The sequence below is a fragment of the Agrobacterium sp. LR_9 genome (assembly GCF_041954855.1).
Taxonomy (GTDB): domain Bacteria; phylum Pseudomonadota; class Alphaproteobacteria; order Rhizobiales; family Rhizobiaceae; genus Agrobacterium; species Agrobacterium leguminum.
Genome location: NZ_JAVAYA010000013.1, coordinates 110414 through 132778, shown reverse-complemented (window position 1 = coordinate 132778; position 22365 = coordinate 110414). Strand labels below are relative to the sequence as shown.

19 protein-coding genes are annotated in these 22365 nt (G+C 60.1%); 12 read left to right on the top strand and 7 right to left on the bottom strand.

Going from position 1 to position 22365, the window contains the following annotated elements; genetic code table 11:
- Positions 1 to 8: 8 nt before the first annotated feature.
- Complete coding sequence (locus tag RAC79_RS16305; RefSeq protein ID WP_078053732.1) at positions 9 to 638, bottom strand: TetR/AcrR family transcriptional regulator; 630 nt, start codon at positions 636 to 638, stop codon at positions 9 to 11.
- 87 nt (positions 639 to 725) lie between these two features.
- Between RAC79_RS16305 and RAC79_RS16300 the strand changes: the two genes are divergently transcribed.
- Positions 726 to 1499 carry an SDR family NAD(P)-dependent oxidoreductase gene (locus RAC79_RS16300; RefSeq protein ID WP_065657474.1) on the top strand — a complete coding sequence of 258 codons (774 nt, stop codon included), beginning with the start codon at positions 726 to 728 and terminating at the stop codon, positions 1497 to 1499.
- Between the two features lie 68 nt (positions 1500 to 1567).
- Here RAC79_RS16300 and RAC79_RS16295 read toward each other — a convergent pair whose 3' ends face one another.
- On the bottom strand, positions 1568 to 1969 hold the full coding sequence (locus RAC79_RS16295) for a 4-oxalocrotonate tautomerase family protein (protein ID WP_374997288.1): 402 nt from the start codon (positions 1967 to 1969) through the stop codon (positions 1568 to 1570).
- Positions 1970 to 2058: 89 nt separating this feature from the next.
- Between RAC79_RS16295 and RAC79_RS16290 the strand changes: the two genes are divergently transcribed.
- Positions 2059 to 2901: a LysR family transcriptional regulator gene (locus RAC79_RS16290; protein WP_142845935.1), complete on the top strand. Its 843-nt coding sequence runs from the start codon at positions 2059 to 2061 to the stop codon at positions 2899 to 2901.
- Positions 2902 to 2969: 68 nt separating this feature from the next.
- Here RAC79_RS16290 and RAC79_RS16285 read toward each other — a convergent pair whose 3' ends face one another.
- The 3 genes from RAC79_RS16285 to RAC79_RS16275 are packed head-to-tail and all read right to left on the bottom strand — an operon-like array spanning position 2970 to position 5132.
- Positions 2970 to 4328, bottom strand: a complete 1359-nt coding sequence (locus RAC79_RS16285) for a peptidase S41 (protein WP_142845936.1) — start codon at positions 4326 to 4328, stop codon at positions 2970 to 2972.
- Between the two features lie 36 nt (positions 4329 to 4364).
- A complete protein-coding gene (locus RAC79_RS16280; RefSeq protein ID WP_174037179.1) occupies positions 4365 to 4769 on the bottom strand; it encodes a VOC family protein in 405 nt (134 codons plus the stop codon).
- 27 nt (positions 4770 to 4796) lie between these two features.
- Positions 4797 to 5132, bottom strand: a complete 336-nt coding sequence (locus RAC79_RS16275; protein WP_142845937.1) for a cupin domain-containing protein — start codon at positions 5130 to 5132, stop codon at positions 4797 to 4799.
- 148 nt (positions 5133 to 5280) lie between these two features.
- Between RAC79_RS16275 and RAC79_RS16270 the strand changes: the two genes are divergently transcribed.
- Positions 5281 to 5826 (top strand): MarR family winged helix-turn-helix transcriptional regulator, encoded by a 546-nt coding sequence (locus RAC79_RS16270; protein WP_142845938.1) that lies wholly within the window; start codon positions 5281 to 5283, stop codon positions 5824 to 5826.
- Positions 5827 to 5934: 108 nt separating this feature from the next.
- Here RAC79_RS16270 and RAC79_RS16265 read toward each other — a convergent pair whose 3' ends face one another.
- Positions 5935 to 6831 (bottom strand): LysR family transcriptional regulator, encoded by an 897-nt coding sequence (locus RAC79_RS16265; RefSeq protein ID WP_065657468.1) that lies wholly within the window; start codon positions 6829 to 6831, stop codon positions 5935 to 5937.
- A 105-nt stretch (positions 6832 to 6936) separates the two neighbouring features.
- On the opposite strand from RAC79_RS16265, the gene RAC79_RS16260 reads away from it, so the two are divergent.
- The 9 genes from RAC79_RS16260 to RAC79_RS16220 all read left to right on the top strand — a co-directional run bounded on the left by RAC79_RS16260 (position 6937) and on the right by RAC79_RS16220 (position 16951).
- Positions 6937 to 8019, top strand: a complete 1083-nt coding sequence (locus RAC79_RS16260) for a 4-oxalomesaconate tautomerase (protein ID WP_125146116.1) — start codon at positions 6937 to 6939, stop codon at positions 8017 to 8019.
- Between the two features lie 48 nt (positions 8020 to 8067).
- Complete coding sequence (locus RAC79_RS16255) at positions 8068 to 9069, top strand: ABC transporter substrate-binding protein (RefSeq protein WP_003523942.1); 1002 nt, start codon at positions 8068 to 8070, stop codon at positions 9067 to 9069.
- Positions 9070 to 9132: 63 nt separating this feature from the next.
- Entirely contained in the window at positions 9133 to 9900 is a 768-nt protein-coding gene (locus tag RAC79_RS16250; protein WP_003510194.1) for an ABC transporter ATP-binding protein, read from the top strand.
- Positions 9887 to 10663: an ABC transporter permease gene (locus RAC79_RS16245; protein ID WP_003523941.1), complete on the top strand. Its 777-nt coding sequence runs from the start codon at positions 9887 to 9889 to the stop codon at positions 10661 to 10663. Before RAC79_RS16250 ends, RAC79_RS16245 begins: the two co-directional genes overlap by 14 nt.
- A gap of 201 nt (positions 10664 to 10864) precedes the next feature.
- A complete protein-coding gene (locus RAC79_RS16240) occupies positions 10865 to 11299 on the top strand; it encodes a hypothetical protein (RefSeq protein ID WP_236781202.1) in 435 nt (144 codons plus the stop codon).
- A gap of 90 nt (positions 11300 to 11389) precedes the next feature.
- Positions 11390 to 13333, top strand: coding sequence for a methyl-accepting chemotaxis protein (locus RAC79_RS16235; RefSeq protein WP_174040143.1), 1944 nt, complete (start codon positions 11390 to 11392; stop codon positions 13331 to 13333).
- Between the two features lie 294 nt (positions 13334 to 13627).
- Positions 13628 to 14218: an FMN reductase gene (gene msuE, locus RAC79_RS16230; RefSeq protein WP_174040144.1), complete on the top strand. Its 591-nt coding sequence runs from the start codon at positions 13628 to 13630 to the stop codon at positions 14216 to 14218.
- Between the two features lie 18 nt (positions 14219 to 14236).
- Positions 14237 to 15340, top strand: coding sequence for a dimethylsulfone monooxygenase SfnG (sfnG, locus tag RAC79_RS16225; RefSeq protein ID WP_174040145.1), 1104 nt, complete (start codon positions 14237 to 14239; stop codon positions 15338 to 15340).
- 183 nt (positions 15341 to 15523) lie between these two features.
- Positions 15524 to 16951, top strand: a complete 1428-nt coding sequence (locus RAC79_RS16220) for an FAD/NAD(P)-binding protein (RefSeq protein WP_174040146.1) — start codon at positions 15524 to 15526, stop codon at positions 16949 to 16951.
- Positions 16952 to 17051: 100 nt separating this feature from the next.
- On the opposite strand, the gene RAC79_RS16215 is transcribed toward RAC79_RS16220, so the two are convergent.
- Complete coding sequence (locus RAC79_RS16215; RefSeq protein WP_374997287.1) at positions 17052 to 22238, bottom strand: beta strand repeat-containing protein; 5187 nt, start codon at positions 22236 to 22238, stop codon at positions 17052 to 17054.
- Positions 22239 to 22365: the final 127 nt, after the last annotated feature.

Genomic DNA, 22365 nt, shown 5'->3' with positions numbered 1-22365 from the left:
ATTTAACCTTAAGGGCCGGCGGCCCCACGCTTTCCGGGCCAGGCTGTCAGCGCGACGTCGACCAAAGCCTTTAACCTGGCCGTACATGCGCCGTCGCAAGCCTGCGCAGACATGCCCTGAATGATGGCGCCGTAAAAGCGGGCGAGCGTATCCGTGTCGGTTTGCGTGGGTAGTTCGCCCTCGCTGACGGCGCGGTCGAACCGCGTCTTGAGAATCTGTATTGCCGCCTCGCGCAGTCCTGCCGTTGTGCGGGCGACAGAGGCGTTTGCTTCTGAATGCTGGAGAACGGCGGTGGAAACGATGCATCCGCGCGGTTTGTCGGGCTGGGTATGTCCTTCAGCAATATCGTAAAGGTAAGAGGCGAGCGCCTCGTAGGCGGGTATTTGCGCCTGCAGCACCTCGGCGCGGCGTTCGCTTTGCTGCGCAATGCTATGATCGAGCGCCAGCCGGAATAATTCTTCTTTTGAACCGAAGGTCGCGTAGAGGGACGGCGGGGTGATGCCCATCGCCTGGGTGAGGTCCGCTATCGAGGTTCCCTCATAGCCGTGTTCCCAGAACAGCCGGGCTGCGACATCGAGCCCGGCATTCCGATCAAGCAGGCGCGGTCTACCGCGTTGTTTTCGCGTCGTTTCAGACATTTTTGTATCGATCACTATAAAAATATTGACAGATCATGGTCGGATTTTATTATAACGATCGCTAGTTAAATCGCAACGGAGTGATCCATGTCTCAGAAACTATCGAACAAAGTCGCCCTCATAACGGGCAGTTCCCGCGGTATCGGCCGTGCGGCGGCCCTGGCGTTTGCGAAAGAGGGCGCCGGTCTTATCGGCGTCCATTATGGTGCGAACCCCGATGCGGCGCAGGCAACGATCCGCGAGATCGAGGCTCTCGGTTCGAAGGCGGTCGCTCTCAATGCCGATCTGCGGGCCGGGAAAGCGGCGACGGACAGCTTGTGGGAGCAGTTCAGGGAAGCCGCGGTCGCTTTCACCGGCTCGCCATCGCTTGATATTCTCGTCAATAATGCGGGCATTGCCCCGGCGACATCGTTGAAAGAAACAACGGAAGCCGCGTTCGACGCGTTGATGACGATCAACTTCAAGGCGCCATTCTTTCTCATTCAAGCCGTTGCCGATCATCTCCGCGACAATGGCCGCATCATCAATGTCTCGACCGGTTTCACGCGCATCGCGGCGCCGACGCACCCCGCCTATGCGGCGTCCAAGGGTGCGCTTGAGACATTGACGCTGGCGCTCGCCCCGGAATTCGGCCGACGCGGAATTACGGTCAATTCGGTGCTGCCGGGTGTCACTGAAACCGACATGAACGCCGAATGGCTGGCAGCGCCGGAGGCCCGTGCCGGTGCTGAAGCCCTCTCTGTCTTCTCGCGCGTCGGACGCGCCGACGATATTGCGGACGTCATCACATTCCTTGCCTCGAACGATGCCCGCTGGACGACTGGACAGATGATTGATGCGACAGGCGGTGCGCGGATTTGATCCAGGCATAGCAAATATCCCTGGGCGAGCGGCGTCGGGCGGTTTCGCCTGACGCCTGCCGATAGATACTAGCCGCGCTTGCCTGCCCACCGCAGATTCTGGGTTTGCCCGCCATAACCATAGGCATCGCCATCGACGGCGTGAACCAGCACATAACTCGCCTCGTGCACGGGGCCCAGCAGGGCGTTCATCTCGCTATAGACCCGCCGGACCCATTCGGTCGTCTCGTCCTTTATGTTGGTGTGTTCCGTAATCGAAACCTCGACATAGAAGCTTCCGACCTTCTGGTCGGCGACGCTCGATCCGGCGATGATCCAGTCATCGGGATCGGCGCTCTCGACGAGAACCGCGGTGACAGCCGGGTCCTTTTGCAGGATTTCCGCCGTGAGGCGAGAAAGAAGAGCCGCGACTTCCAGCTTTGGGTCGCGTCCATTCCGGGGTTTGGTGTAGCGCGCTTTGATCATGGGCATGGTCTTGTCTCCTTGTTGCCGAGACACCTTGCGCAAATTTATTCATAATGAGAATATGGTATTGAATATTCCATACATAGCGATTTTATATGATTGATCTCGAAAGCGTTCGCCTGTTCATTTTCTCCGTAGAGCTCGGCAGCCTGACAAAGGCGGCGGAGGCGGCAGGAACCGTGCAACCGGTCGTCAGCCAAAAATTGAAGATGCTGGAGCAGCGTGTCGGCCGGCGGCTGATCGACCGTTCGCCACGGCATCTGCGGCTCACGGAGGATGGCCAGGTGTTCCTACCGAAGGCTCGCGAGCTACTCGCCAAACACGAGGAAGCACTGACCTTCGGTCATGAATCGCCGCTGCACTTTAGCCTGGCCGCCAGTGACCACGCGATCGGGGGCCGCCTTTCGACGGCCATACGGGCGATGCGGGCGGCACTCCCCGCCAATGCGGTGATTGACGTGAATATTGGCTTTTCCCTTCACGTGAAGGAAAGTTTCGCGTCCGGACAGGCTGACGCGGCCATTATCCGGCGTAACGGCGGCGGCTCAGACGGCGAAATCCTGCGGACCGACAGGCTGGGATGGCGGGTCGCCCCGGGCTGGCGGCCACGCTCAAACAGCGCCATTCCGCTCGTGTCGCTGGGGTCCGGGTGTGGTGTCCGGGAAATTGCGGTGTCGGAGCTTAGAAGAGCCGGCGTGGAGTGGCGCGATGCTTTCACCGCCGGAAGCTGTTCGGTGCTCCATGAAGGAATTCTTGCAGGTGCGGGCGTCGCGCCGATGGGCGATATTAGCGCCCGTGGCCTGCCTGACAGGGGCGTGGAACTGGGGCTGCCTTCGTTGCCGCCTTCCGATATCGTTCTTCTTTCCCGCGCAAGAACGCCCGCGCATGCATCGGCGATCAGAGCCCTGGCCGCAGCCGTATCGGGCACCGGCGACTAGGTTGAGGAGCGGTTCTCCGCCGCTTTTAGGTATTTCCGCTCCAGCCCGTCATTAAGTTCGCCGGCTACCTATCGCGTTGGCTCCAATGCCTTTTCCAGCACCGGATCACGACCGCGCATATAATCGTCGAAGCTGAGATCAACAGAGATTTCGGGTGAAAGGGAGATATTGCGGGGCCCAAATGCGACGGTCGCCCAGTAGCAGGTTCGGACATCGCTGCAGCCTTGCTCGTAGTCTTCGAATTCGGAGCTATATCGGACGCTTATCCCTGAGTTTGGCAGCGTTATTTTATTGCCTTCCGCCCAGAACCTGCCGCCATCCCCCATTTTTTCGCCGATCAGAGATACCCGCTCGCCTCCGCTTCCCTTTATCAAGGCTGCGGTGACGATGCCGGCGGAGAAGGTCGCGCGTCCCACAAGGACAGAAATCCGCCCCTTATCAGGGAGAAGTCGTGGCAGTGCCTGTGCAAAGAGAATGCTGTTGAAGAAGTCGCCGCCGTTGTTGAAACGGAGATCGACGACGATGTGCCTCGGCTGGAAAGGCAGGATGTCTTTGTGAATGATGCCGCCGAATTTTTCGACGAGCGGCTTATCGTCGACACTCCGCGCCGTATCGTTTCGAATGTAGAGCGTGGTTTTTCCGTCATCGAGAAAAGACGCGGTTACATCGCTTCGTTTGCTGTATAAGCGAGGCCTTTCTTTTAGCTGATCGAGCACATGCGGCCAGCGTCCTGCGGTCCCTTCCGCATCCGGGACGAGAACCGCATAGCCTCTGTTTAGCCCGGTGCTGCGCTCATCGCCCGGGTCTTTCGCTACAACAGGCAAATCCACCGTCTCCAGCGTTCCGGAGCCCAGATTCAGCGTCAGCGGTGTTTTCGCGGTGTCGTCAATGGCGCCTATATGCCGCAGCACCCTCGGCGTTACCAGATAACCGGGACTGAGAAAGTGGATTCTCTGATCTGTGCCCGCAAGATAGGGCTTGAGTCGGTTTTCCGCCTCTGCTGCCGTGAGCGAGCCGATCTTTTCTATACGTGCACCGAGCAGATGCGCATAGTACGGATGGGCCTTTACGACATAGAGGCCGTCGGCGAACCACCACAGGCGAATGGGCAGGTCGCCGCCCAGAAAAGCGCCGATATTGGCGTTCGTATGGCCGTTCCGGGCAATCGCGACAGATCGCATGATCTCCATTGCGAAAGCTTCCGGGCTCAAGCGATCAACTTCGCTTTCGATAGAGCTGACATGGCGCTCGAATGCCTGCCGTTGATCCGGGCTGAAGCTTTTATCGAGGGGCGCCCATTGTTGTTTAAGCGCCGACAAATCCTCCCGCATCTGCCGGGCCGTCAGTGAATTCTCGTTTGCATATCCCGTAAGCGGCAGGATCGCGAGAAAGCCAAGGACAAGCTTGTGACGGGAGGCCGTTCTCATGGGAACAACCCCTCGCCACGTGCGTGAATGATGACGTCAGCCCGCATTGCTTAAATCCATGTAAGCGGGTTCAAATTCGTGGCCATCGGGATCGGCGAAGGTGCGGAGATACATGAAACCCAGATCCTGGGGTTCGCGGACATCCGCTTGCCCACCCGCTTTTGCCGCGGCGTCAACCATGGCGTCGACCTCTTCGCGGCTGTCGCGCGAAAGAGCGATCAGCATGCCGCTTGTTGTATGGGCATCGGCGAGCGGTTTGGCGGTGAAGGTCTTGTAATAATCGTGCCGCAGAAGCTGGAAGGTGATGGTCTCCGACCACACCATCGAGCTTGCGTCTTCGTTGGAAAACTCTTCGTTCTTCACGCAGCCGATTGCCTCATAGAAGGCGGTCGAAACGGTCAGGTCTTTCACCGGCAGGTTCAGGAAAATCATCTTGGCCATTGTCTTTCTCCTCATGGTGGAACGGGGTTACAGAAAAGTCTGCTGAAAGGTCTCGCTCGGATGGATGCAGATGATCTCCAGCCGGTCAGTGCCGATATTTTCGAAGCGATGGGGGATATTGGCAGGCCCAACGACGATGTCTCCCGACGAGCCGCGCGCCCGTTGATCGCCGATTGTGAACTCGGCCTCGCCTTTGCGCACCACCCAGGTTTCGGCATAGGGATGAACATGCAGATCAGGGCCGCGACCCGGATCGGCATTGACGAGAAAGATGGATACGGCGCTTCCGTATTCGCATCCTTCATAACGCACCGTCCGGCTCTGGCCGGGGTTCGGTTCCTGGTGGCGGCGTATGAAAAACATCTGGTCTCCTCCCTGAGACAAAACTATCTTCGCGAGAAGATATATGTGCAATTTATCTTCCTGTCAAGATATCTATCTTCTCGCAAAGATATATTCACGAAGCAGGCAAAGCCGTATATGGTTTTCGACGTGGCAATGGGGTGATGAGATGAAGCAGGCGATGCCGGAGACAACGACCGATCGGACGATGGAAGCTGACGGGGAAGATCATGTCGACCGTCTCCGTGGCCAGTGGGTGCGGGAACTGCCTGATATCGACACAGAACCGATGGCCATCTTCGGGCGCGCCAAGCGGCTCAGCAACCTTCTGGCGCCATCAATCGAGGAGACATTTGCCGGTTTCGGTCTCGACCGCGGCGAGTTCGATGTCATCGCAACATTGCGCCGGTCAGGACCGCCCTACCAGCTGACGCCGACGGAAATGTATACGACGCTGATGCTCTCCTCAGGCGGCCTGACGCACCGGCTTGATCGATTGGAAAAGGCCGGGCTTATCGAGCGCAGAAAATCGAAGCTTGATGGGCGCAGTGTCGTTGTCTGCCTCATGCCGGCGGGCATAGAGCTGGCGGAAAAGGCGTTTCGTAAGGACATGAAAAGCGAACTGAGTTTCCTGCAAGGGCTCACTCCGGACGAGCGCGACAACCTCGCGGCGCTGCTGAAAAAGCTGGTGCTGGATATCGAGGCCCGTCTTTAGCTTCTGACGCAGTTCTTTTATTCGAGCGATCTGCAAATCAAAGGCTGTTTGCCGGCACCTGCGGTTCGCGCCGCTGCCGGCCGTAGCAGGCCCATTTTTTTCGCGCGATCACTGTGTTTTCCAGGTCTCGAGCAGCATCCGCACAAATTTTTCGGCGGCTGGGGAAAGAGCGCTGCTTCGCCTTTGCACGATGCCTATCGTACGGGAGACCACCGGGTTGACGATTGGCCGGGTGATAAGGAATGGGTGATCGTCCTGCGGTGTTGCCAGCCGCGGCAGGACGGAAATGCCAAGTCCGGCTTCGACGAGACCGAGCGACGTGTTGAGGTGCGTCACCTCATAAAACCAGTTCAATTTTAGATTGTGTCGTGCAAGCGCGCTGTCGAGAAGCGTCCTGTTGCCGCTCGAACGGTCCACGACGACCAGTGGATAGGCCTCCAGCTGGCCCCACTCAATCGTTTCGAAGGCTGCCAGAGGGTGGTCTTTCCTCATTGCCAGCACGAAGGGGTCATCGATGAGCGGCTCGAATGAAAGCTCGGGATCAGAATTGCCCATCAGGTTGATGCCGAATTCCACCTCGCCTCTGGCGACCGCCTGCAGACCTTCATTGGCTGTCAGATCCCTGATCCGCAGCCTTATATGGGGATACTGCTGGCTGAAGGTCTTGATGACGGTGGGAAGAAAGTAAAAGGCGGCGGTGGGAACGCAGGCCATGGTGATAAGCCCGCGCCGTTGCGCGCCGTCCTTCATGGCAAAAAGCGATCCGTCAAACTCCTCGAGCATGCGCCGAACGAGCGGCATGACTTCCTGTCCCATGGCGGTGGGGGCAACGTGGCGCGTCGTTCTTTCCAGAAGTGGCGCGCCGATGGCCTGCTCCAGCTTCTGGATACGGCGGGTAAGCGCCGGTTGCGAGATATGCAGCGCCTCGGCGGCCCTGTGGAAACTGGCCAGTTCAACCACCGCTTGAAACGCCCGCAAATCCAGAATTTCACAATTGATGCTCATACCGCAATAAAACTCCAAAACATTGCATTTAACAGATTAGACTCTTTTGCTCATATTGCAACAACACGGCGCATTGATCCGACAAATGCAATATTGAGGCAACCCATGAACGATCTGCTGAAGATACCCTGTGTGCTGATGCGCGGTGGAACGTCGCGTGGACCGTTCTTTCTCGCATCCGATCTTCCCCGTGATCGAGCAGACCGGGACGCGGCCCTTCTTTCCATCATGGGGTCTGGCCATCCGTTGCAGATCGACGGCATTGGCGGGGGCAATCCGGTCACGTCCAAAGTTGCGATTATCGGCCCTTCCACGGTCAGGGGCGCTGACATCGACTATCTGTTTGCGCAGGTTCGGACCGACAGGCAGTATGTCGACTATTCGCCCAACTGCGGAAACATGCTGGCCGCCGTTGGGCCCTTTGCCATCGAAGCGGGGCTTGTCGAAGCGCAGGGCAAGGATACTCTTGTGCGAATCCATAACGTGAATACCGGCAAGCTGATCGAGGCGAAGGTTCCGACACGCGGCCGCGAGGTTATTTATCTCGGCGACGCCTCGATCGACGGAGTTCCGGGTCTGGCGGCGCCCATCGCATTGACATTCATGGATGCGGCAGGTGCGAAAACCGGCAAGCTTCTGCCCACCGGAAAGCCGGTCGATCTGATCGATGGCGTCAACGTGACGGCCATAGACTGCGCCATTCCGATGGTTCTCATCCGCGCAGCCGATCTCGGCGTGACGGGGTACGAGGATCCGCAAACCCTGAGCGCTAACGAGGATCTCATCGCACGAATGACCCGCATCCGCATCGAGGCCGGAAAGTTGATGGGAATGGGTGATGTGAAAGACATGGTCATTCCGAAACCGGTGCTCATTGCACCTGCCCGCAGAGGCGGCACTCTTTCGGTACGGTATTTCATGCCCAACGAGTGTCATCCTGCACTGGCGACGACCGGTGCCGTTGGCATCGCAACCGCGGCTGTCACCAAAGGCTCCATCGCTTATGATGTGGCCGGAGGCCTTTCGGTGCCGACCCAGATCCGCATCGAACATCCCGCCGGCCGCCTCGACGTGCAGCTGGAGATGCGAAACGGCGCAATAACGGCCGGCCTCGTAAGAACGGCGCGCAGGCTTTTTGAAGGCTTTGCCTTCGCCAAACCAACCGCTGCGATTGAAGACGCAGCCTAGACGCGGCCATAGTGGCGCAAAATATAGTCAAACCGGGAGGAGACCCTTATGCGTAAATATCTGCTTGCAACCGCGGCGCTCTGTGCGCTGGCGGCATCTGCCAATGCCGAATCCGTCAGGATGAGCGTTGGCTCGTACAACCTCAACAACCTGCCTTTCCCCGTGGCGGCGAGCCTTGGCTTCTACAAGGAGGAGGGCCTTGATGTAACGACCGAGAACTTTGCCCAGGGCGGATCGAAGGTTCTGCAGGCGCTTGTCGCGGGTTCCACGGACGTTGCCGTGGGCTTCTACGATCATACGATCCAGATGCAGTCACAGAACAAGCACGTGGTAGGCTTTGTGCAGCTTGCCCGCAACTCGGGCCTCGTTCTCGCCGGCAAGAACGACACGGATTTCGATCCGGCCAAGCCCGAGACGATCAAGGGCAAGAAGGTCGGCATCACGTCGCCCGGCTCCTCTTCGGACTTCTTCATTCGCTATTACATGAAGCAGCATAATCTCAGCGACAACGACATCTCCATCATCGGCGTCGGTTCGGGCGCTGCGGCCGTTGCAGCCCTGCAGCAGGGCAAGATCGATCTGCTCGTCAATTACGACCCTGCCGCAACCATCGTCGTGGAGCGCGGGCTGGGCAAGATCCTCATCGATGCCCGTAGCGATCAGGGCGCAAGGGATGTCTATGGCGGCATCTATCCCACCTCGGTCCTTTACGCCACGCAGGACTATATCAACGCCAATCCGGAAGTGATCCAGAAGGTCACCAATGCGACGGTTCGGGCGCTGCACTGGATGAAGCAGCATTCTGCGGAGGAAATCGTCGCAAAGCTGCCCGATGATTTCGTGTCCGGCGACAAGCAGACCTACATCAAGGCCGTTGAAGCGGCCAAGGCGATCTTCTCCGAAGATGGCAAGTTTGAGCCTGCGGATCTCGAAACACCGCTCGCTGTTCTGAAAAGCTTCAATGATGCGGTCGCCAAGGCGACGATCGATCTCAACACCACCTACACCAACAAGTTCGTCGAGGCTGCGGCCTCGAAGGCCGCAAACTGAGAGGCCGCCATGTCTTCGCCAGCCAGAAAGCTAGAACCCGTGACGCAACTCGAACCCCAGCCGATGGTGGCAATCGACGACGTGACCATGGCGTTCGGTTCGTTTGTTGCGGTTCAAAACGTCAATCTCAAGGTCGGCGATGGCGAGTTTCTCTCCATCGTTGGGCCGACGGGATGCGGAAAGTCCACCATTCTCAACGCCATCGCAGGCCTATTGAAGCCAGCGCAGGGCAAGGTTTCCATCGACGGTTCGCTCGTTAAGGGCGTACAGAACAACATCGGATATCTGTTCCAGCAGGACGCGCTTCTTCCCTGGAAGACCGCGTTTCAGAATGTCGAGCTTGGCTTGATGTTCCGGGGCGTTCCCGAAAATGAGCGGCGCGCCAAGGTTCAGGCCTGGCTTGAAAAGGTCGGCCTCAAGGGCTTCGGAGACCGCTTTCCGCACCAGCTCTCCGGCGGACAGCGCAAACGCGTGCAGATGGCGCAGGCGCTCATCACCGAGCCGAAGGTCATCCTGATGGATGAACCCTTCTCCGCATTGGATATCCACACCCGCCACCTCATGCAGAACGAGTTACTGCGCCTGTGGCAGGAGGACCGCCGTGCGGTGGTCATGATCACCCATGATCTGGAAGAAGCGATTGCGCTCGGAGACCGGGTTGTCGTTCTCGCTGCCGGCCCGAAGAGCCGCGTCATCGAGAGCTTCCCTGTCGATCTCGAGCGGCCCCGCAACGTCGCGGAAATCAAACTCGATCCAAAATTCATGACGCTCTATCGCGATATATGGGCGTCCCTGCGTGGCGAAGTGGAGAAAAGCTATGCAAGCCGTTAATGTTCGTATCATCCAGATCGCTCTTCTGGTCGTGCTTTTGGGCGGGTGGCAGCTCGGTGTGACCTCGGGCGCCATCGACCGCTTCTTCTTTCCGGCACCCTATGACATCGTCAAACAGGTGATTGACTGGGTTGCCGATGCCGGTTTTTACAAACATGTCGGCATCACGCTGAGCGAAACCGTGCTGGGCTATCTCATCGGTACAGGTCTCGGTGTCGGCGCCGGCGTCTGGCTGGGCCTCAGCCCCTTCGTCGCGCGGGTGCTCGATCCGTTCATCAAGGCCGTGAACGCCATTCCGCGTGTCGTTCTGGCTCCGATCTTCGTGCTCTGGCTCGGTCTTGGCCTGTGGTCCAAGGTTGCGCTTGCGGTTACGCTCGTCTTCTTCGTCACCTTCTTCAACGCCATGCAGGGCGTGCGCGAAGTGAACCCGGTCGTGCTTTCCAATACCCGCATTCTGGGCGCCAAGCGTTCGGATCTGCTGCGTCACGTCTATTTCCCGGCGGCGGCGAGCTGGATTCTATCGTCGCTGCGCACCTCCGTCGGATTTGCAGTGGTCGGCGCAATCATCGGTGAATATCTGGGAGCTTCCGCCGGTCTCGGCTACCTGATCGCCCGCTCGGAAGGCAACTTCGATGCGGTCGGCGTCTTCGCAGGCATCATCATTCTGGCGGTGTTCGTTCTTGTTATTGACCTCATTCTGGATTTTGCGGAGAAGAGGTTGATTACCTGGCGACCCAATGCAGGCGAGGAGCGTCCCGCATAAGCGGACTGAAACAAGATCATTTCCGTTGGGGCGGTCCGTGATCGCCCCTTTTTAAATAGCTGAGCCTTGCAAGCGAAATGGGGACGTCCAAATACTTCCATCCGCTGGACAAATTGCACATGCTGGACATCTACTACGCTGATTTCGACACCACCGTCATACCCTCGGACCCGGGCTGCCTGGAATTCGCCGGCTCCATCGATGTCGATGCGCACCGTTCGCTTCCAGCCCTGTTCGACAAGGCCCGGCGGGCAGGCGTCGATGGAAGGCGGCGTGGATATCCTGTCGCCTCTTTTGCTTGTGTTGCTGGTGCTTCTTGCCTTGCCGGCGCTGTCATGGGTCTTTTACGGGCTGATGATCTTGCGAGCCTATGCGGCAGTACCGCCCCCACCGGTTTCGGATGGAATATTGTTTGAGGCCGACAAGGTTCCCGCCCTTGCCGACGAGCTCGAACCGGTCTGCGGCGTGGCGAATTGTCAGCACTTGCCTATCCCGGGTAACACTTCATTTAGTGATTTTGTGAAATCTAAAATACGCAGGTTCCAAGGTTTCATCGGCGGAGCCGGTAGAACAAGCGGACCCATGACGACCCGCCCGGCGGCGGCTCGAAAAAGGCATCCGCTTGTCGCCCTATGAGGAGGGGCAACAGCTACCCGCGATGTTTCATTATATATTCCCCGGCCTCCTGAGAGGGCGGCTGGAGGAGTGCTTGCCTTGAGGCCATTCATGTCTTTCCTGAACAATACCAAGATAAAAACGAAGGTCGTTTTTGTCATCTCGTTGATGAGCCTGATGTCGCTTTCCGGAATAAGCTACGTCAGCCTGCAATATAAAGGCACCGACAGCGTCTATAGCGATTTCATCGGCCATGAGGCCCTTGCTGCGGTTCTGAACGCCAGAACCAGCGGGAACCTCAATGCACTTGGCATGCAGATGCTTCGCGCCAGCCTTAACGACCCGGCCAGCGCTGATTTCGAAGCTGCCGTCAAAACCTTCCGAGCCGACCGTAAGCAGCTCGAGGAACGCCAGAACAAGATCATGGAACTGGTGCCGGCGCGCACGGATGCCGCCCGCGATATCCTCAAGGGTGTTGTCGAAGTCGAGGAGACCGGCAATCAGGTCATCGCCCTCATGCAGGCAGGGCAACGCGCCGAAGCGCAGCAGATGGCGCTCAACGTGCTTCGGAAAATTGCCGAAGTCTCGCCAAAGATCAGCGCCGGCAATGAGCAGCTCATCCAGGTGATGAATGAGGGGAGAGAACGCCTTACAGCCAGCACCAATACGACGATCTGGACGGGCCTGATTACGCTCGCGCTCGTTTCGCTGGCCGTTATCGCACTTGGCCTGCTCATTTCCTCCCGGGGCATCACCACCCCGATTGCGCGGCTTCGCGCGCGTATGGAATCGCTCGCGGCCGGTGATACGGTAAGCGAAATTTCCGGAATGGATCGCAGGGATGAAGTCGGCCAGATGGCCGCTGCGGTTCAGGCGTTTCGCGAAAGCGCAATCGAACGCCTCCGGCTTGAGAATGAAACGGAGGCCAACCGGTCGAATTCTGAAAAGGACCGGATCGAGCGCGAGAAACAGAAGGCCAGGGAAGCTGCCGACGTGCAGTTTGCCGTCGACAATCTTGCTACGGCCCTTTCGAAGATCGCCCAGGGCGACGTTACTTACCGGATCGGTCAGCCGTTCGTCTCCGGTCTTGACGGAATCCGCGGCGATTTCAACCGGGCTGCGGAACAGTTGCAGTCGACCTTGAGCCAGGTGGCGCAGAACGCGCGCGGCATCGACGCCGGCGCCAACGAGATAAGGTCTGCGGCGGACGATCTGGCGAGGCGTACGGAGCAGCAGGCTGCCGCCGTTGAAGAGACTGCGGCTGCGTTGGAAGAGATCACCACGACGGTGAAGGACGCCACGAAACGGGCGCAGGAAGCGGGTCACCTCGTCGGCCGTGCAAAAGTCGGCGCTGAAAAATCCGGAGAGGTGGTGCAGCAGGCCGTCGCTGCAATGGAGCAGATCGCGACATCCGCCAATGAGATTTCCAACATCATCGGCGTGATCGACGAGATCGCGTTCCAGACAAACCTTCTGGCGCTGAATGCCGGCGTGGAAGCTGCCCGTGCGGGTGAGGCGGGCAAGGGCTTTGCCGTTGTCGCGCAGGAAGTTCGCGAACTGGCGCAACGCTCTGCCGGTGCGGCCAAGGAGATCAAGAACCTGATCACGACTTCCAACGGTCAGGTTCAGCAGGGCGTGCAGCTGGTTGGTGAAACCGGCAAGGCGCTGGAACTGATCGTGACGGAGGTGCAGGAAATCAACCGGCACGTTGCCGCCATCGCGGAATCAGCACAGGAGCAATCCTCCGGCCTTCAGCAGATCAATACGGCCGTGAACCAGATGGATCAGGACACCCAGAAGAACGCCGCCATGGTGGAGGAAAGCACGGCCGCCAGCCACGGGCTTGCACGCGAGGCGTCTTCGCTGAACGGGCTGATCGCACAGTTCAAACTGTCCGAAGGCGGTTATGGCGAGGCCTCCGCGCCCGTGCGCACGGCATCGGTCGCCGACAGGCCCGCAGCCTCTCCCGCGCGTGCGCTTGGCGGCAGGATAAGGGCGGCGTTTTCAGGCAATGCCGCGTTGAATACCGCCCCCGACAACTGGGAGGAGTTTTGATCCTTGCCCTGCCTTTACGTCGCGCTCGGTTGAGGCGCTGAAAGCATCGCCCTAGATATTGACACCGGGGATCGGAGATCCCCGGTGTCCTGCTTTTGGGCGATATCCGCCCGTTGAGGGCATGAGCGGCTTTCCGCTCCGGCGCTTGCAGCGACCGCCTTGCCCTGTGTGAACCAGTCGTGCTTCGGCCCAAATACGCGAAAGCATTTCTCAAAATATGCGGCTTTTGGAATGAGCGCCTTTGATAGCCTATTAAAAACATAGAAAATACACACAAAAGAAGGGCGAACGGATATGAAGATCCTTGGCATTTCCGGTAGTGTGAAGCGGCCGTCCCGCACGGCGCACGTCGTTGAACGAATTGTTGCCGCGATCGGGCGGACGGCGAAGGTTGAAACCGACCTCATCGATCTTGCCGATGCCGCCCCGGTTCTATTTCGGGCATTGCGCGCAGATGAGCTCGACGAGGCCGGGCGTGCGATTGTTGATGCCGTGGAGGCTGCCGATGTGCTCGTCGTCGGTTCGCCGGTCTATCGCGCGTCCTATACGGGCGCGCTCAAGCATTTATTCGATCTCGTCGATTTTCGTGCCCTGCAGGGTCGACGCGTGATCCTTGCCGCGACCGGCGGCTCGCCGCTGCATGGCCTGATGCTGGAACACCAGTTCCGTCCGCTGTTCGGCTTCTTCGGCGCTGTCACCGTGCCGACGACGGTTTATGCCATCGAGGCGGATTTTACCGGATACACGCTTTCAAACCCGGCTGTCGAAGCGCGCATTGAGCGCGCCGTCGCCGATCTGTTCGAGCTTTTACCCGCCAAAGCGCTTGGCGGCGGCGATCACCATCCGACCCTTTCCGTCGTTTCACGCGAAGCGGCTGCCAACTGAGATTGAGAGGAATTTATCATGACCGCACGCACAGCCGAGCCCGTTAAATTCGCCTATTGGGTTCCGAATGTTTCCGGTGGCCTTGTCATCTCGAATATCGAGCAACGCACCAGCTGGACAATCGACTATAACCGCAAGCTCGCGCAGATCGCGGAAGCGAGCGGTTTTGACTATGCGCTGAGCCAGATTCGATTCACGGCCGGTTACGGCGCCGAGTTCCAGCATGAATCCGTGTCTTTCAGCCATTCCCTGCTGGAGTCGACAAAGACGCTGAAGGTCATAGCCGCCATTCTGCCGGGGCCGTGGAACCCGGCGCTCGCTGCAAAACAGATCGCCACGATTAACCACCTCACCAATGGCCGCGTTGCGGTCAACATTGTCAGCGGCTGGTTTCGCGGCGAGTTCCATGCCATCGGCGAACCGTGGCTCGACCACGACGAGCGCTATCGCCGCTCGGAGGAGTTCATCCGTGCATTGCGCGGCATCTGGACGGAAGACAGCTTCACCTTCCGCGGCGATTTCTATCGCTTCAACAATTATTCCCTGAAGCCGAAACCGATCGATCCGCAGCCTGAAATCTTTCAGGGCGGTTCTTCGCGCGCAGCCCGCGATATGGCGGCCCGCGTTTCCGACTGGTACTTCACCAACGGTAACACCCCGGAAGAAATTGCAAGGCAGGTCGATGACATCCGTGCCAAGGCGACTGAGAACAATCATTCGGTCAAGGTCGGCGTAAATGCCTTCGCCATCGTGCGTGAGACGGAGGAAGAGGCAAAGGCCGTGCTTGCCGAAATCATCGAGAAGGCCAATCCGGAAGCGGTCAACGCTTTTGGCCATGAAGTGAAGAATGCCGGCAAGGCCTCCCCGGAAGGAGAGGGCAACTGGGCGAAATCCAGCTTCGAGGATCTCGTTCAGTACAATGACGGTTTCCGCTCTAACCTCATCGGCACCCCCCAACAGGTGGCGGAGCGCATCGTGCGCCTGAAGCGCGCCGGCGCGGACCTCATCCTGCTCGGTTTCCTGCATTTCCAGGAGGAGGTCGAGTATTTCGGCAAGCACGTCATTCCGCTGGTGCGCGCACTCGAAGAGGCCGAGGAGAGCGCGGCGATTGCAGCCGAATAACGCAGGCAGAAAAGGTGGAGCGGCGGCCTTTGCCGCTCATCCGCCGAAAGTGCCGCAGCCGGACCGGACGGGACGCATGCGTTCGAACTTGCGCGGCCTGACACGCATCGCTGTGAATTTTTCGTCCGGGCTGCTAAAATTGGACGTTATTCGGGGCGAGCCGTCGAGGTCGCGTGAGTTGGAATGTCAGTGAGCCGGAAGAATGCCATTGTCGCCATCATAGGCGGTGGATTTAGCGGGGCAGCGATTGCCCTCCATCTCCATCGAGCCGCTGGGGCGTTCGAAAATGTGCGGATCGTGGTGTTCGAACCGAGAGCGGCATTGGGCGCGGGGCTTGCCTATTCCACGCCGGAGCCGGCCAACCGGATCAACGTGCCGGCCGGGCGCATGACGCTTTATCCTGATGATCCGGATAATTTCCTCCACTATCTCGACAGGTCGAACGCGCTTGCGGGCGATGCAGCAGCGGTTTTGCCCGATGGGCAGGCCTATCCGCAACGCAGGGTCTTCGGCGCCTATGTCGCGGCCGAGATCGCGCCTTTGCTGGATGCGGGCATTGTTGAGCACAGGCGCAGCACGGTGAAGCATGTGGCTCGCCATGCGGATGGCTGGGAGCTGCAAACCGCAGAGGGCGACAACCACTTCGCGGACATCGTGGTGGTTGCGACGAGCCATCCGCCGCCGGCGCTTCCGCAGGTGTTGAAACCGCTTGCCGGCCATCCGAAACTGGTGGCGGACTTGAATGCGGACGCCGCGCTGGAAAATATCGCCGCGGGTGACCGCATTCTGATCGTCGGCAATGGCTTGACCGCGGCTGATGCCTTTGCCGCGCTCCACCGGCGCGGCCATCACGCGCGGGTCGTTTCGCTGTCGCGCCGCGGTTTGCGGTCGCGTGGCCATCCGGCCTTGCCGCAGGAACCCTACGGCGATTTCGTCGATCCGCCGTCCAAAAGCGCGTCGGAACTATTGCGGCGGATTCGAGAGGCTGTGCGAGTGTCGCAAGCGGGCGGTGCGAGCTGGCATGGCGTTCTGGACGCCGTTCGCCTGCAGGGACGCGACATATGGCGGAACCTTCCGCTGATCGAAAAGCGCAGGGTGGTGCGGTGGCTGCGGCCCTTCTGGGACGCGCACCGGTTCAGGATCGCGCCGCAGGTGGAGAAACTTCTGGATGCGGCCATAATTTCGGGCCAGCTACAGATCGTCGCCGGGTCGCTTGTGTCCGCAAAGGCTGGCGAAGACGGTTCGTTGCATGTCGATCTGCGGTTTCGCGGTAAAAGGGAAATCGCGCGGCTCGACGTCGATGCGATTGTCGTGACAACCGGTCCCGCCCATGGTGGAATTCTGAAATCGCAGGCTTTTCTTTCCGGTCTGGAGCAGGCGGGTCTTCTGACCTTTTGCCCGACGGGGCTGGGCATCCACTGCGACGAGCGATCCCGCGCCATCGACAGCCGCGGCCAGGCCATTGAAACGCTGCTGATCGGAGGTCCGCTGGCGCGCGGAACCTTCGGTGAGCTGATGGGCCTGCCCCAGGTTACCGAGCACGCGATCTTCGTTGCCGGAGAGATCGCACGGAACCTTGCGCCAGCGACGAGCAGCCCGGCCCCGGTCTGATCGCAACCTGACGCGGGGTTGGTGAGCCGGTGAAATGGCGGCTGCCATCGGGCGACGGCAGCTATCCCGGCCCGGTTATTTTCCTGTTCGCAGGCTAAAATCAGACGTCCAGATAAGACAAAATGGTTGCAGCGACGTCAGACGTCTCCTGCGTTTCACTCGAAGCCGCCACTGGGGTGCTGGTCGCGCTGTCCTCGGTCGAAGTCGTCTCGTTGGTGGTTGAGATCAGGGAGGCGATATCCTGGACAGAGCTGTTGGTGGTCTTGGCGCTGTTTAAGGCCGTAACCTGCGCCGATGTCATGGCGGCGATCTGGCCTGGTGTGAAGGCTGCCGCCTGGGATGCCGTCAGGGCAGCGAGCGTACCGGTGCCCAATCCCGAGATCGCGCTCGAACTCAGGCTGATGATCTGCTCGGTGGAAAATGCCGTCAGGTCGTCGCCGCCAAGCGCGGCTGCCTGCAGCGCGTTGAGGACGCTGACCTGTGACAGTGACAGCGCTCCGATTTGCGCAGACCCCATCGCCGCGACCTGACCGTAGCTCAGTGCAGCCACCTGGCCCGTCGTCAAAGCGGCGATCTCCTGAGAAGACAGGGAGGCCACGACGGTGGCGGACAGTCCCTTTATCGCCGTCGAACTGATGGCGGCAAGTTCGCCGGTCGAGAATGTATCCAGATCGTCCGCCGTCAATCCCGCAAGTCCGGCCGAACTCAATGCGGCGATCTGGCTGGTGGAGAGTGCTTCGATCTGGTCCTTGCCGAGGGCATTGATCTGATCGCTGGTCAATCCGGCGACGCCAGCCGTGCTCAGGGCCGCAACCTCGGCGGTGGAAAGAGCGGCGATAAAGTCCGTGGACAGTCCCTTTATCGAGCTTGAGCCGATAGCCGCGAGTTCCTCTGTCGAGAAGGTTTCCAGCATCTCGGCAGACAGGCCTTTGAGCGCGTCCGAATTCAGCGATGCTATCTGCCGGGTGGATAATGTCTGGACCTGTTCAATGCTCAACGCGCCGGTCTGCGCGCTGCCAAGGCCCGCAATCGCCTTGGCGTCCAGAGCCGCTATCTGGCTGACGGAAAGGGAGGCGATGTCGGCCGTATTCAGGGCCGCAACCTGTTTGGAGGTGAGGGCGCCGATCTGCGCATTGGTCAGCGCGCTCACCTGACCGGTGCCGAGAGCCGCGATCTGATCCGTGGTGAGGCCCGGTATTGCCGCCGCGCCGAGTGCGGCGATCTGAGCGGTCGTTAACGAGGCGATCGTGGCTGTCGACAGGCCCGCGACCGCATTCGAACTGATGGCAGCCAGCTCGGCGGCAGTGAATGTATCGAGATCGCCGGCGCGGAGGGCCGCGATCTGTTTCGAACTGAGAGTGCCGATCTGACCACTGGTCAGGGCCTCGACCTGAAGGGTGTCGAGGGCCGTGATCTGATCGGTGGTCAGGCCCGCCGTGCCCGCCGTGCTGAGGGCGGCGATCTGGGCTGCCGAGAGCGAGGCGATACTGGCCACGCTCAGAGCCGCAACCTGTCTGGAGGTGAGGGCGGCGATCTGGGCGCTGGTGAGGGCATCCACCTGACCGGTGCCGAGGGCCGCGATCTGGGCGGTGGTCAGGCCGGGTACTGCCGCCGCGCCCAGAGCGGCGATCTGCGCCGTCGTCAGCGAAGCGATTGCCGCTGTCGACAGGCCCGAGATCGCACTCGAGCTGATGACAGCCAGCTCGGCGGCGGTGAATGTATCAAGGCCACCGGCGCTGAGGGCCGCAATCTGTTTTGCGCTGAGGACGCCGATCTGAGCACTGGTGAGGGCCTCGACCTGAGCGGTGTTGAGAGCGGCGATCTGATCGGTGGTCAGGCCCGCTATGCCCGCCGTGCTGAGAGCGGCTATCTGGGTTGCCGAAAGCGAAGCGATGCTGGCCACGCTGAGGGCGGCAACCTGCCTGGAGGTGAGGGCGCTGACCTGGATACTGATCAGGGCGTCGACTTGATCGCTCGTCAGGACTGCGACCTGCCCGGTGTTCAACCCTCCAACGCCAGCCGCACTCAAGGCTGCGACCTGGGCCGTGGTCAGCGACGCTATGGTCTCCGTTGACAAGCCCGGGATGGCATTTGAACTGATCGCGGCAATGTCCTTGGTCGAGAACGTTGCCATGTCGTCCGTACCCAAGACCGCAATCTGTTTCGAGCTGAGAGCACCGACCTGGGTCTCGGTCAAAGCCTCGACCTGCGCGGTATCGAGGGCCGCGATCTGGTCAGTGGTCAGGCCCGTTATGCCCGCCGTGCTGAGGGCGGCTATCTGGGCTGCTGAAAGCGAGGCGATGTCAGCCACGCTCAAGGCCGCAACCTGTTTGGAGGTGAGTGCCGCGATTTGGGTACTGGTCAGGACGTCCACCTGATCGCCAGTAAGCGCTGCGACCTGTCCGGTGCTCAGCCCGCCAATGCCAGCCGTACTCAGCGCTGCGATCTGCGCTGTCGTCAGCGACGCTATGGTTTGGGTGGAGAGGCCCGGGATTGCATTCGAACTAAGGGCGGCAATGTCCTTGGTCGAGAACGTCGCCATATCCTCCGCGCTCAGGGCAGCTATCTGCGTCGAGCTGAGAGCGCTTACCTGAGCGCTGGTCAAGGCCTCGACCTGCGCGGTGCTGAGGGCGGCGATCTGCGCGGTGTTCAACGCACCGATGCTTTGCACGTTCAGGGCGGCAATCTGGGCTGTCGTCAGGGAGGCGATGGTCTCTGCCGACAATCCGGAGATCGCACTGGAACTGATCGCGGCGATATCCTTGGTCGAGAATGTCGCAATGTTATCCGCGCTCAAGGCGGCGATCTGTTTCGAGCTGAGAGCGCCGACCTGGGCGGTGGTCAAGGCCTCGACCTGGGCGATACTCAAGGCGGCGATCTGCGCGGTGCTCAACGCACCGATGCTTTGTACATTCAGGGCGGCAATCTGGGCTGTCGTCAGGGAGGCGAGGGTCTCTGCCGACAGTCCTGCGATTGCGCTGGACGTGATCGCGGCGATGTCCTTGGTCGTGAATTTCGCCAGATCGTCCGTCCCCAGCTGCGAAATCTGTGTGGAGCCGAGATTGACGATCTGCGCGCTCGTTAAGGCTTCGGCCTGGCTGGTGGTGAGGGTCGCCAGCTGTTGCGCGCTTAGTCCCGTAACGCCCGCAGCGCTCAGGGAGGCGATCTGGGCCGTTGAAAGAGCGGCTATGTCGTCTGTGCCGAGGGTGGCAATTTGTGCCGAGCTCAACCGCGCCATCTGCTTGGTCGACAGCTTGGAGACCTGATCGGTGCTGAGGGCGGCGATCTGGCCGGTCGAAAGTCCGAGGATGCCGGAGGTGCTCATTGCCGCAAGCTGGGCCACGGAAAGCGATGCTATATTGTCCGTGCTCAATGCCGCAATCTGTCCCGAGCCGAAAGCCGCGATCTGGGCTGTGGTCAGGGCCGCGAACTGATCGATGCTGAGGGCCGCAACCTGATCGCTGGTCAGACCCTTGATGCCCGATGTGCTCAACACGGCGGTTTGGCTGGTGGACAGGGCGGCCACATCGTTGCCCAGGGCGGCGACCTGAACCGAACTCAACGCCTTGATCTGCGCGGTGGATAGAAGGCTGACCTGATTGCCGCTCAGGGCTTCGATCTGATCGGAGGTGAGGCCGGTGATGGCGCTGGTGGTGAGGGCGCCGATCTGAGCCGTGGTGAAGGCCGCGATAACATCGGTGTTCAAGCCCGACATGGCTTTATTCGTGATCGCTGCGATATCGGCGGTCGAGAATGTCGCCAGATCCTCGATGCTCAGGGCTGCAAGCTGCGCTGAACTCAGGGACTTCACCTGCGTCGGAGACAGCGCCTCGACCTGCTCGGTGCTCAGAACTTCGATCTGATCGGCCGTCAGGCCGGCAATGGCGCTGGTGGTCAGGGCGGCGATCTGGGCGGTGGACAGCGCCGCGATTGCGTCCGCGCTCAGGCCGGACATGGCTTTGCCGGTGATTGCCGCGATATCGGCGGTCGAGAATGTTGCTATGTCCTCCGCGCTCAGGGCCGCAAGCTGGATCGAGCTCAGCAACTTCACCTGTGCCGAGGACAGGGCCTCGACCTGCTGGGTGCTGAAGGCTTCGATCTGGTCGGCCATCAGGTTTGCGACCACGCCGGTGCTGAGGGCGGCAATCTGAGCGGTTGACAGGGCCTCGATCTGAGCCGTGCTCAAGGCCTGAAACTGCGCTACGCCGAGGGCGTTCATCTGGGCCGTCGTCAATGCGGCGATCTGCTCTCTGGTCAGCGTGCTGATCGTCTCCGTGCCCAGACGGGGCATGGCTTTGCCGGTGATCTCCGCTATATCGGCAGTTGAGAATGTCGCGATGTCTTCCGCGCTGAGGGCCACGAATTGCGCCGCGCTCAGCGACCTCACCTGATCCGGCGACAGGGCTTCGACCTGGCTGGTGCTTAAGGCGGCAATGTGCGTCGTCTTGAGTGCGGCAATCTGCGCCGTCGTCAATGCGGCGACCTGGGCGGTGCTTAGGGTTTCTATCTGGTCGATCGTCAGGCCGGCAATCGTGCTTGCGCTGAGGGCGGCGATCCGATCCGGGCTAAACGCTGCGATTGCCTCGGTGCTGAGGCCCGGCATGGCCTTGACGGTGATCGCCGCGATGTCGGCGGTCGAGAATGTCGCTATGTCGTCTGTGCCGAGGGCAGCGAGTTGCATCGAGCTCAGCACTTTGACCTGCGCCGGCGACAGGGCTTCGGCCTGTTCCGGGCTCAGGACCGCGATCTGGTCGGTCGTCAGGCTCGCAACGGCGCTCGTGCTCAGGGCCGCGATCTGCTCGGGGGTAAGCCGTGCGATCACCTCCGTGCTCAGGCCCGGCATGGCTTTGCTTGTGATTGCGGCGATATCGGCGGTTGAGAATGTTGCTATATCTTCCGCGCTCAGGGCGGCAATTTGCGTCGCATTGAGGGCGCGCACCTGAGATGAGGTCAAAGCGTCCGCCTGTTCCGTCGTCAGGGCATGGAGCTGGGTGGTGGTGAGCGCAGAAATCTGGCTCGAATTCAGGCTTTTGATGGCGTATTGATCGAGAATATTGAGCTGATCCAGCGTCAGGCCAACGATGGCGCCCTGCGAAATGGCGCTCAACTGTTGTGAGTTGAGGACTTTGACATCCTCCACATCCAGTGCCGCGATCTGATCCGAGGAGAGCGCCTTGATCTGCGTTGTAGAGAGCGACGCGACGTCCTCGGTTGTCCAGGCAGCGACCGCCTCTGTCGAGAGATATCTGATCTGATTGACGTTCAGGGAAGAAATGATCGACGTCATGTCTGAAAAATCCTAAAGTCCAGGCCCAACAGGTGGATTTTCCGCCCGAGCCCCTGGAGGGGCATCGGTCACTGAGATCCACCATTTTTCAGATGTTGAGTACGCAATCGGGCTTGCCTGAACCTTA

Coding starts and splice junctions, on each gene's coding strand:
- RAC79_RS16265 (WP_065657468.1), bottom strand. CDS start 6,831: ATGAGCATCAATTGTGAAATTCTGGATTTGCGGGCGTTTCAAGCGGTG.
- RAC79_RS16285 (WP_142845936.1), bottom strand. CDS start 4,328: ATGAGAACGGCCTCCCGTCACAAGCTTGTCCTTGGCTTTCTCGCGATC.
- msuE (WP_174040144.1), top strand. CDS start 13,628: ATGAAGATCCTTGGCATTTCCGGTAGTGTGAAGCGGCCGTCCCGCACG.
- sfnG (WP_174040145.1), top strand. CDS start 14,237: ATGACCGCACGCACAGCCGAGCCCGTTAAATTCGCCTATTGGGTTCCG.
- RAC79_RS16275 (WP_142845937.1), bottom strand. CDS start 5,132: ATGTTTTTCATACGCCGCCACCAGGAACCGAACCCCGGCCAGAGCCGG.
- RAC79_RS16240 (WP_236781202.1), top strand. CDS start 10,865: ATGTCGATGCGCACCGTTCGCTTCCAGCCCTGTTCGACAAGGCCCGGC.
- RAC79_RS16280 (WP_174037179.1), bottom strand. CDS start 4,769: ATGGCCAAGATGATTTTCCTGAACCTGCCGGTGAAAGACCTGACCGTT.
- RAC79_RS16245 (WP_003523941.1), top strand. CDS start 9,887: ATGCAAGCCGTTAATGTTCGTATCATCCAGATCGCTCTTCTGGTCGTG.
- RAC79_RS16250 (WP_003510194.1), top strand. CDS start 9,133: ATGGTGGCAATCGACGACGTGACCATGGCGTTCGGTTCGTTTGTTGCG.
- RAC79_RS16305 (WP_078053732.1), bottom strand. CDS start 638: ATGTCTGAAACGACGCGAAAACAACGCGGTAGACCGCGCCTGCTTGAT.
- RAC79_RS16295 (WP_374997288.1), bottom strand. CDS start 1,969: ATGCCCATGATCAAAGCGCGCTACACCAAACCCCGGAATGGACGCGAC.
- RAC79_RS16260 (WP_125146116.1), top strand. CDS start 6,937: ATGAACGATCTGCTGAAGATACCCTGTGTGCTGATGCGCGGTGGAACG.
- RAC79_RS16215 (WP_374997287.1), bottom strand. CDS start 22,238: ATGACGTCGATCATTTCTTCCCTGAACGTCAATCAGATCAGATATCTC.
- RAC79_RS16235 (WP_174040143.1), top strand. CDS start 11,390: ATGTCTTTCCTGAACAATACCAAGATAAAAACGAAGGTCGTTTTTGTC.
- RAC79_RS16270 (WP_142845938.1), top strand. CDS start 5,281: ATGAAGCAGGCGATGCCGGAGACAACGACCGATCGGACGATGGAAGCT.
- RAC79_RS16255 (WP_003523942.1), top strand. CDS start 8,068: ATGCGTAAATATCTGCTTGCAACCGCGGCGCTCTGTGCGCTGGCGGCA.
- RAC79_RS16300 (WP_065657474.1), top strand. CDS start 726: ATGTCTCAGAAACTATCGAACAAAGTCGCCCTCATAACGGGCAGTTCC.
- RAC79_RS16290 (WP_142845935.1), top strand. CDS start 2,059: ATGATTGATCTCGAAAGCGTTCGCCTGTTCATTTTCTCCGTAGAGCTC.
- RAC79_RS16220 (WP_174040146.1), top strand. CDS start 15,524: ATGTCAGTGAGCCGGAAGAATGCCATTGTCGCCATCATAGGCGGTGGA.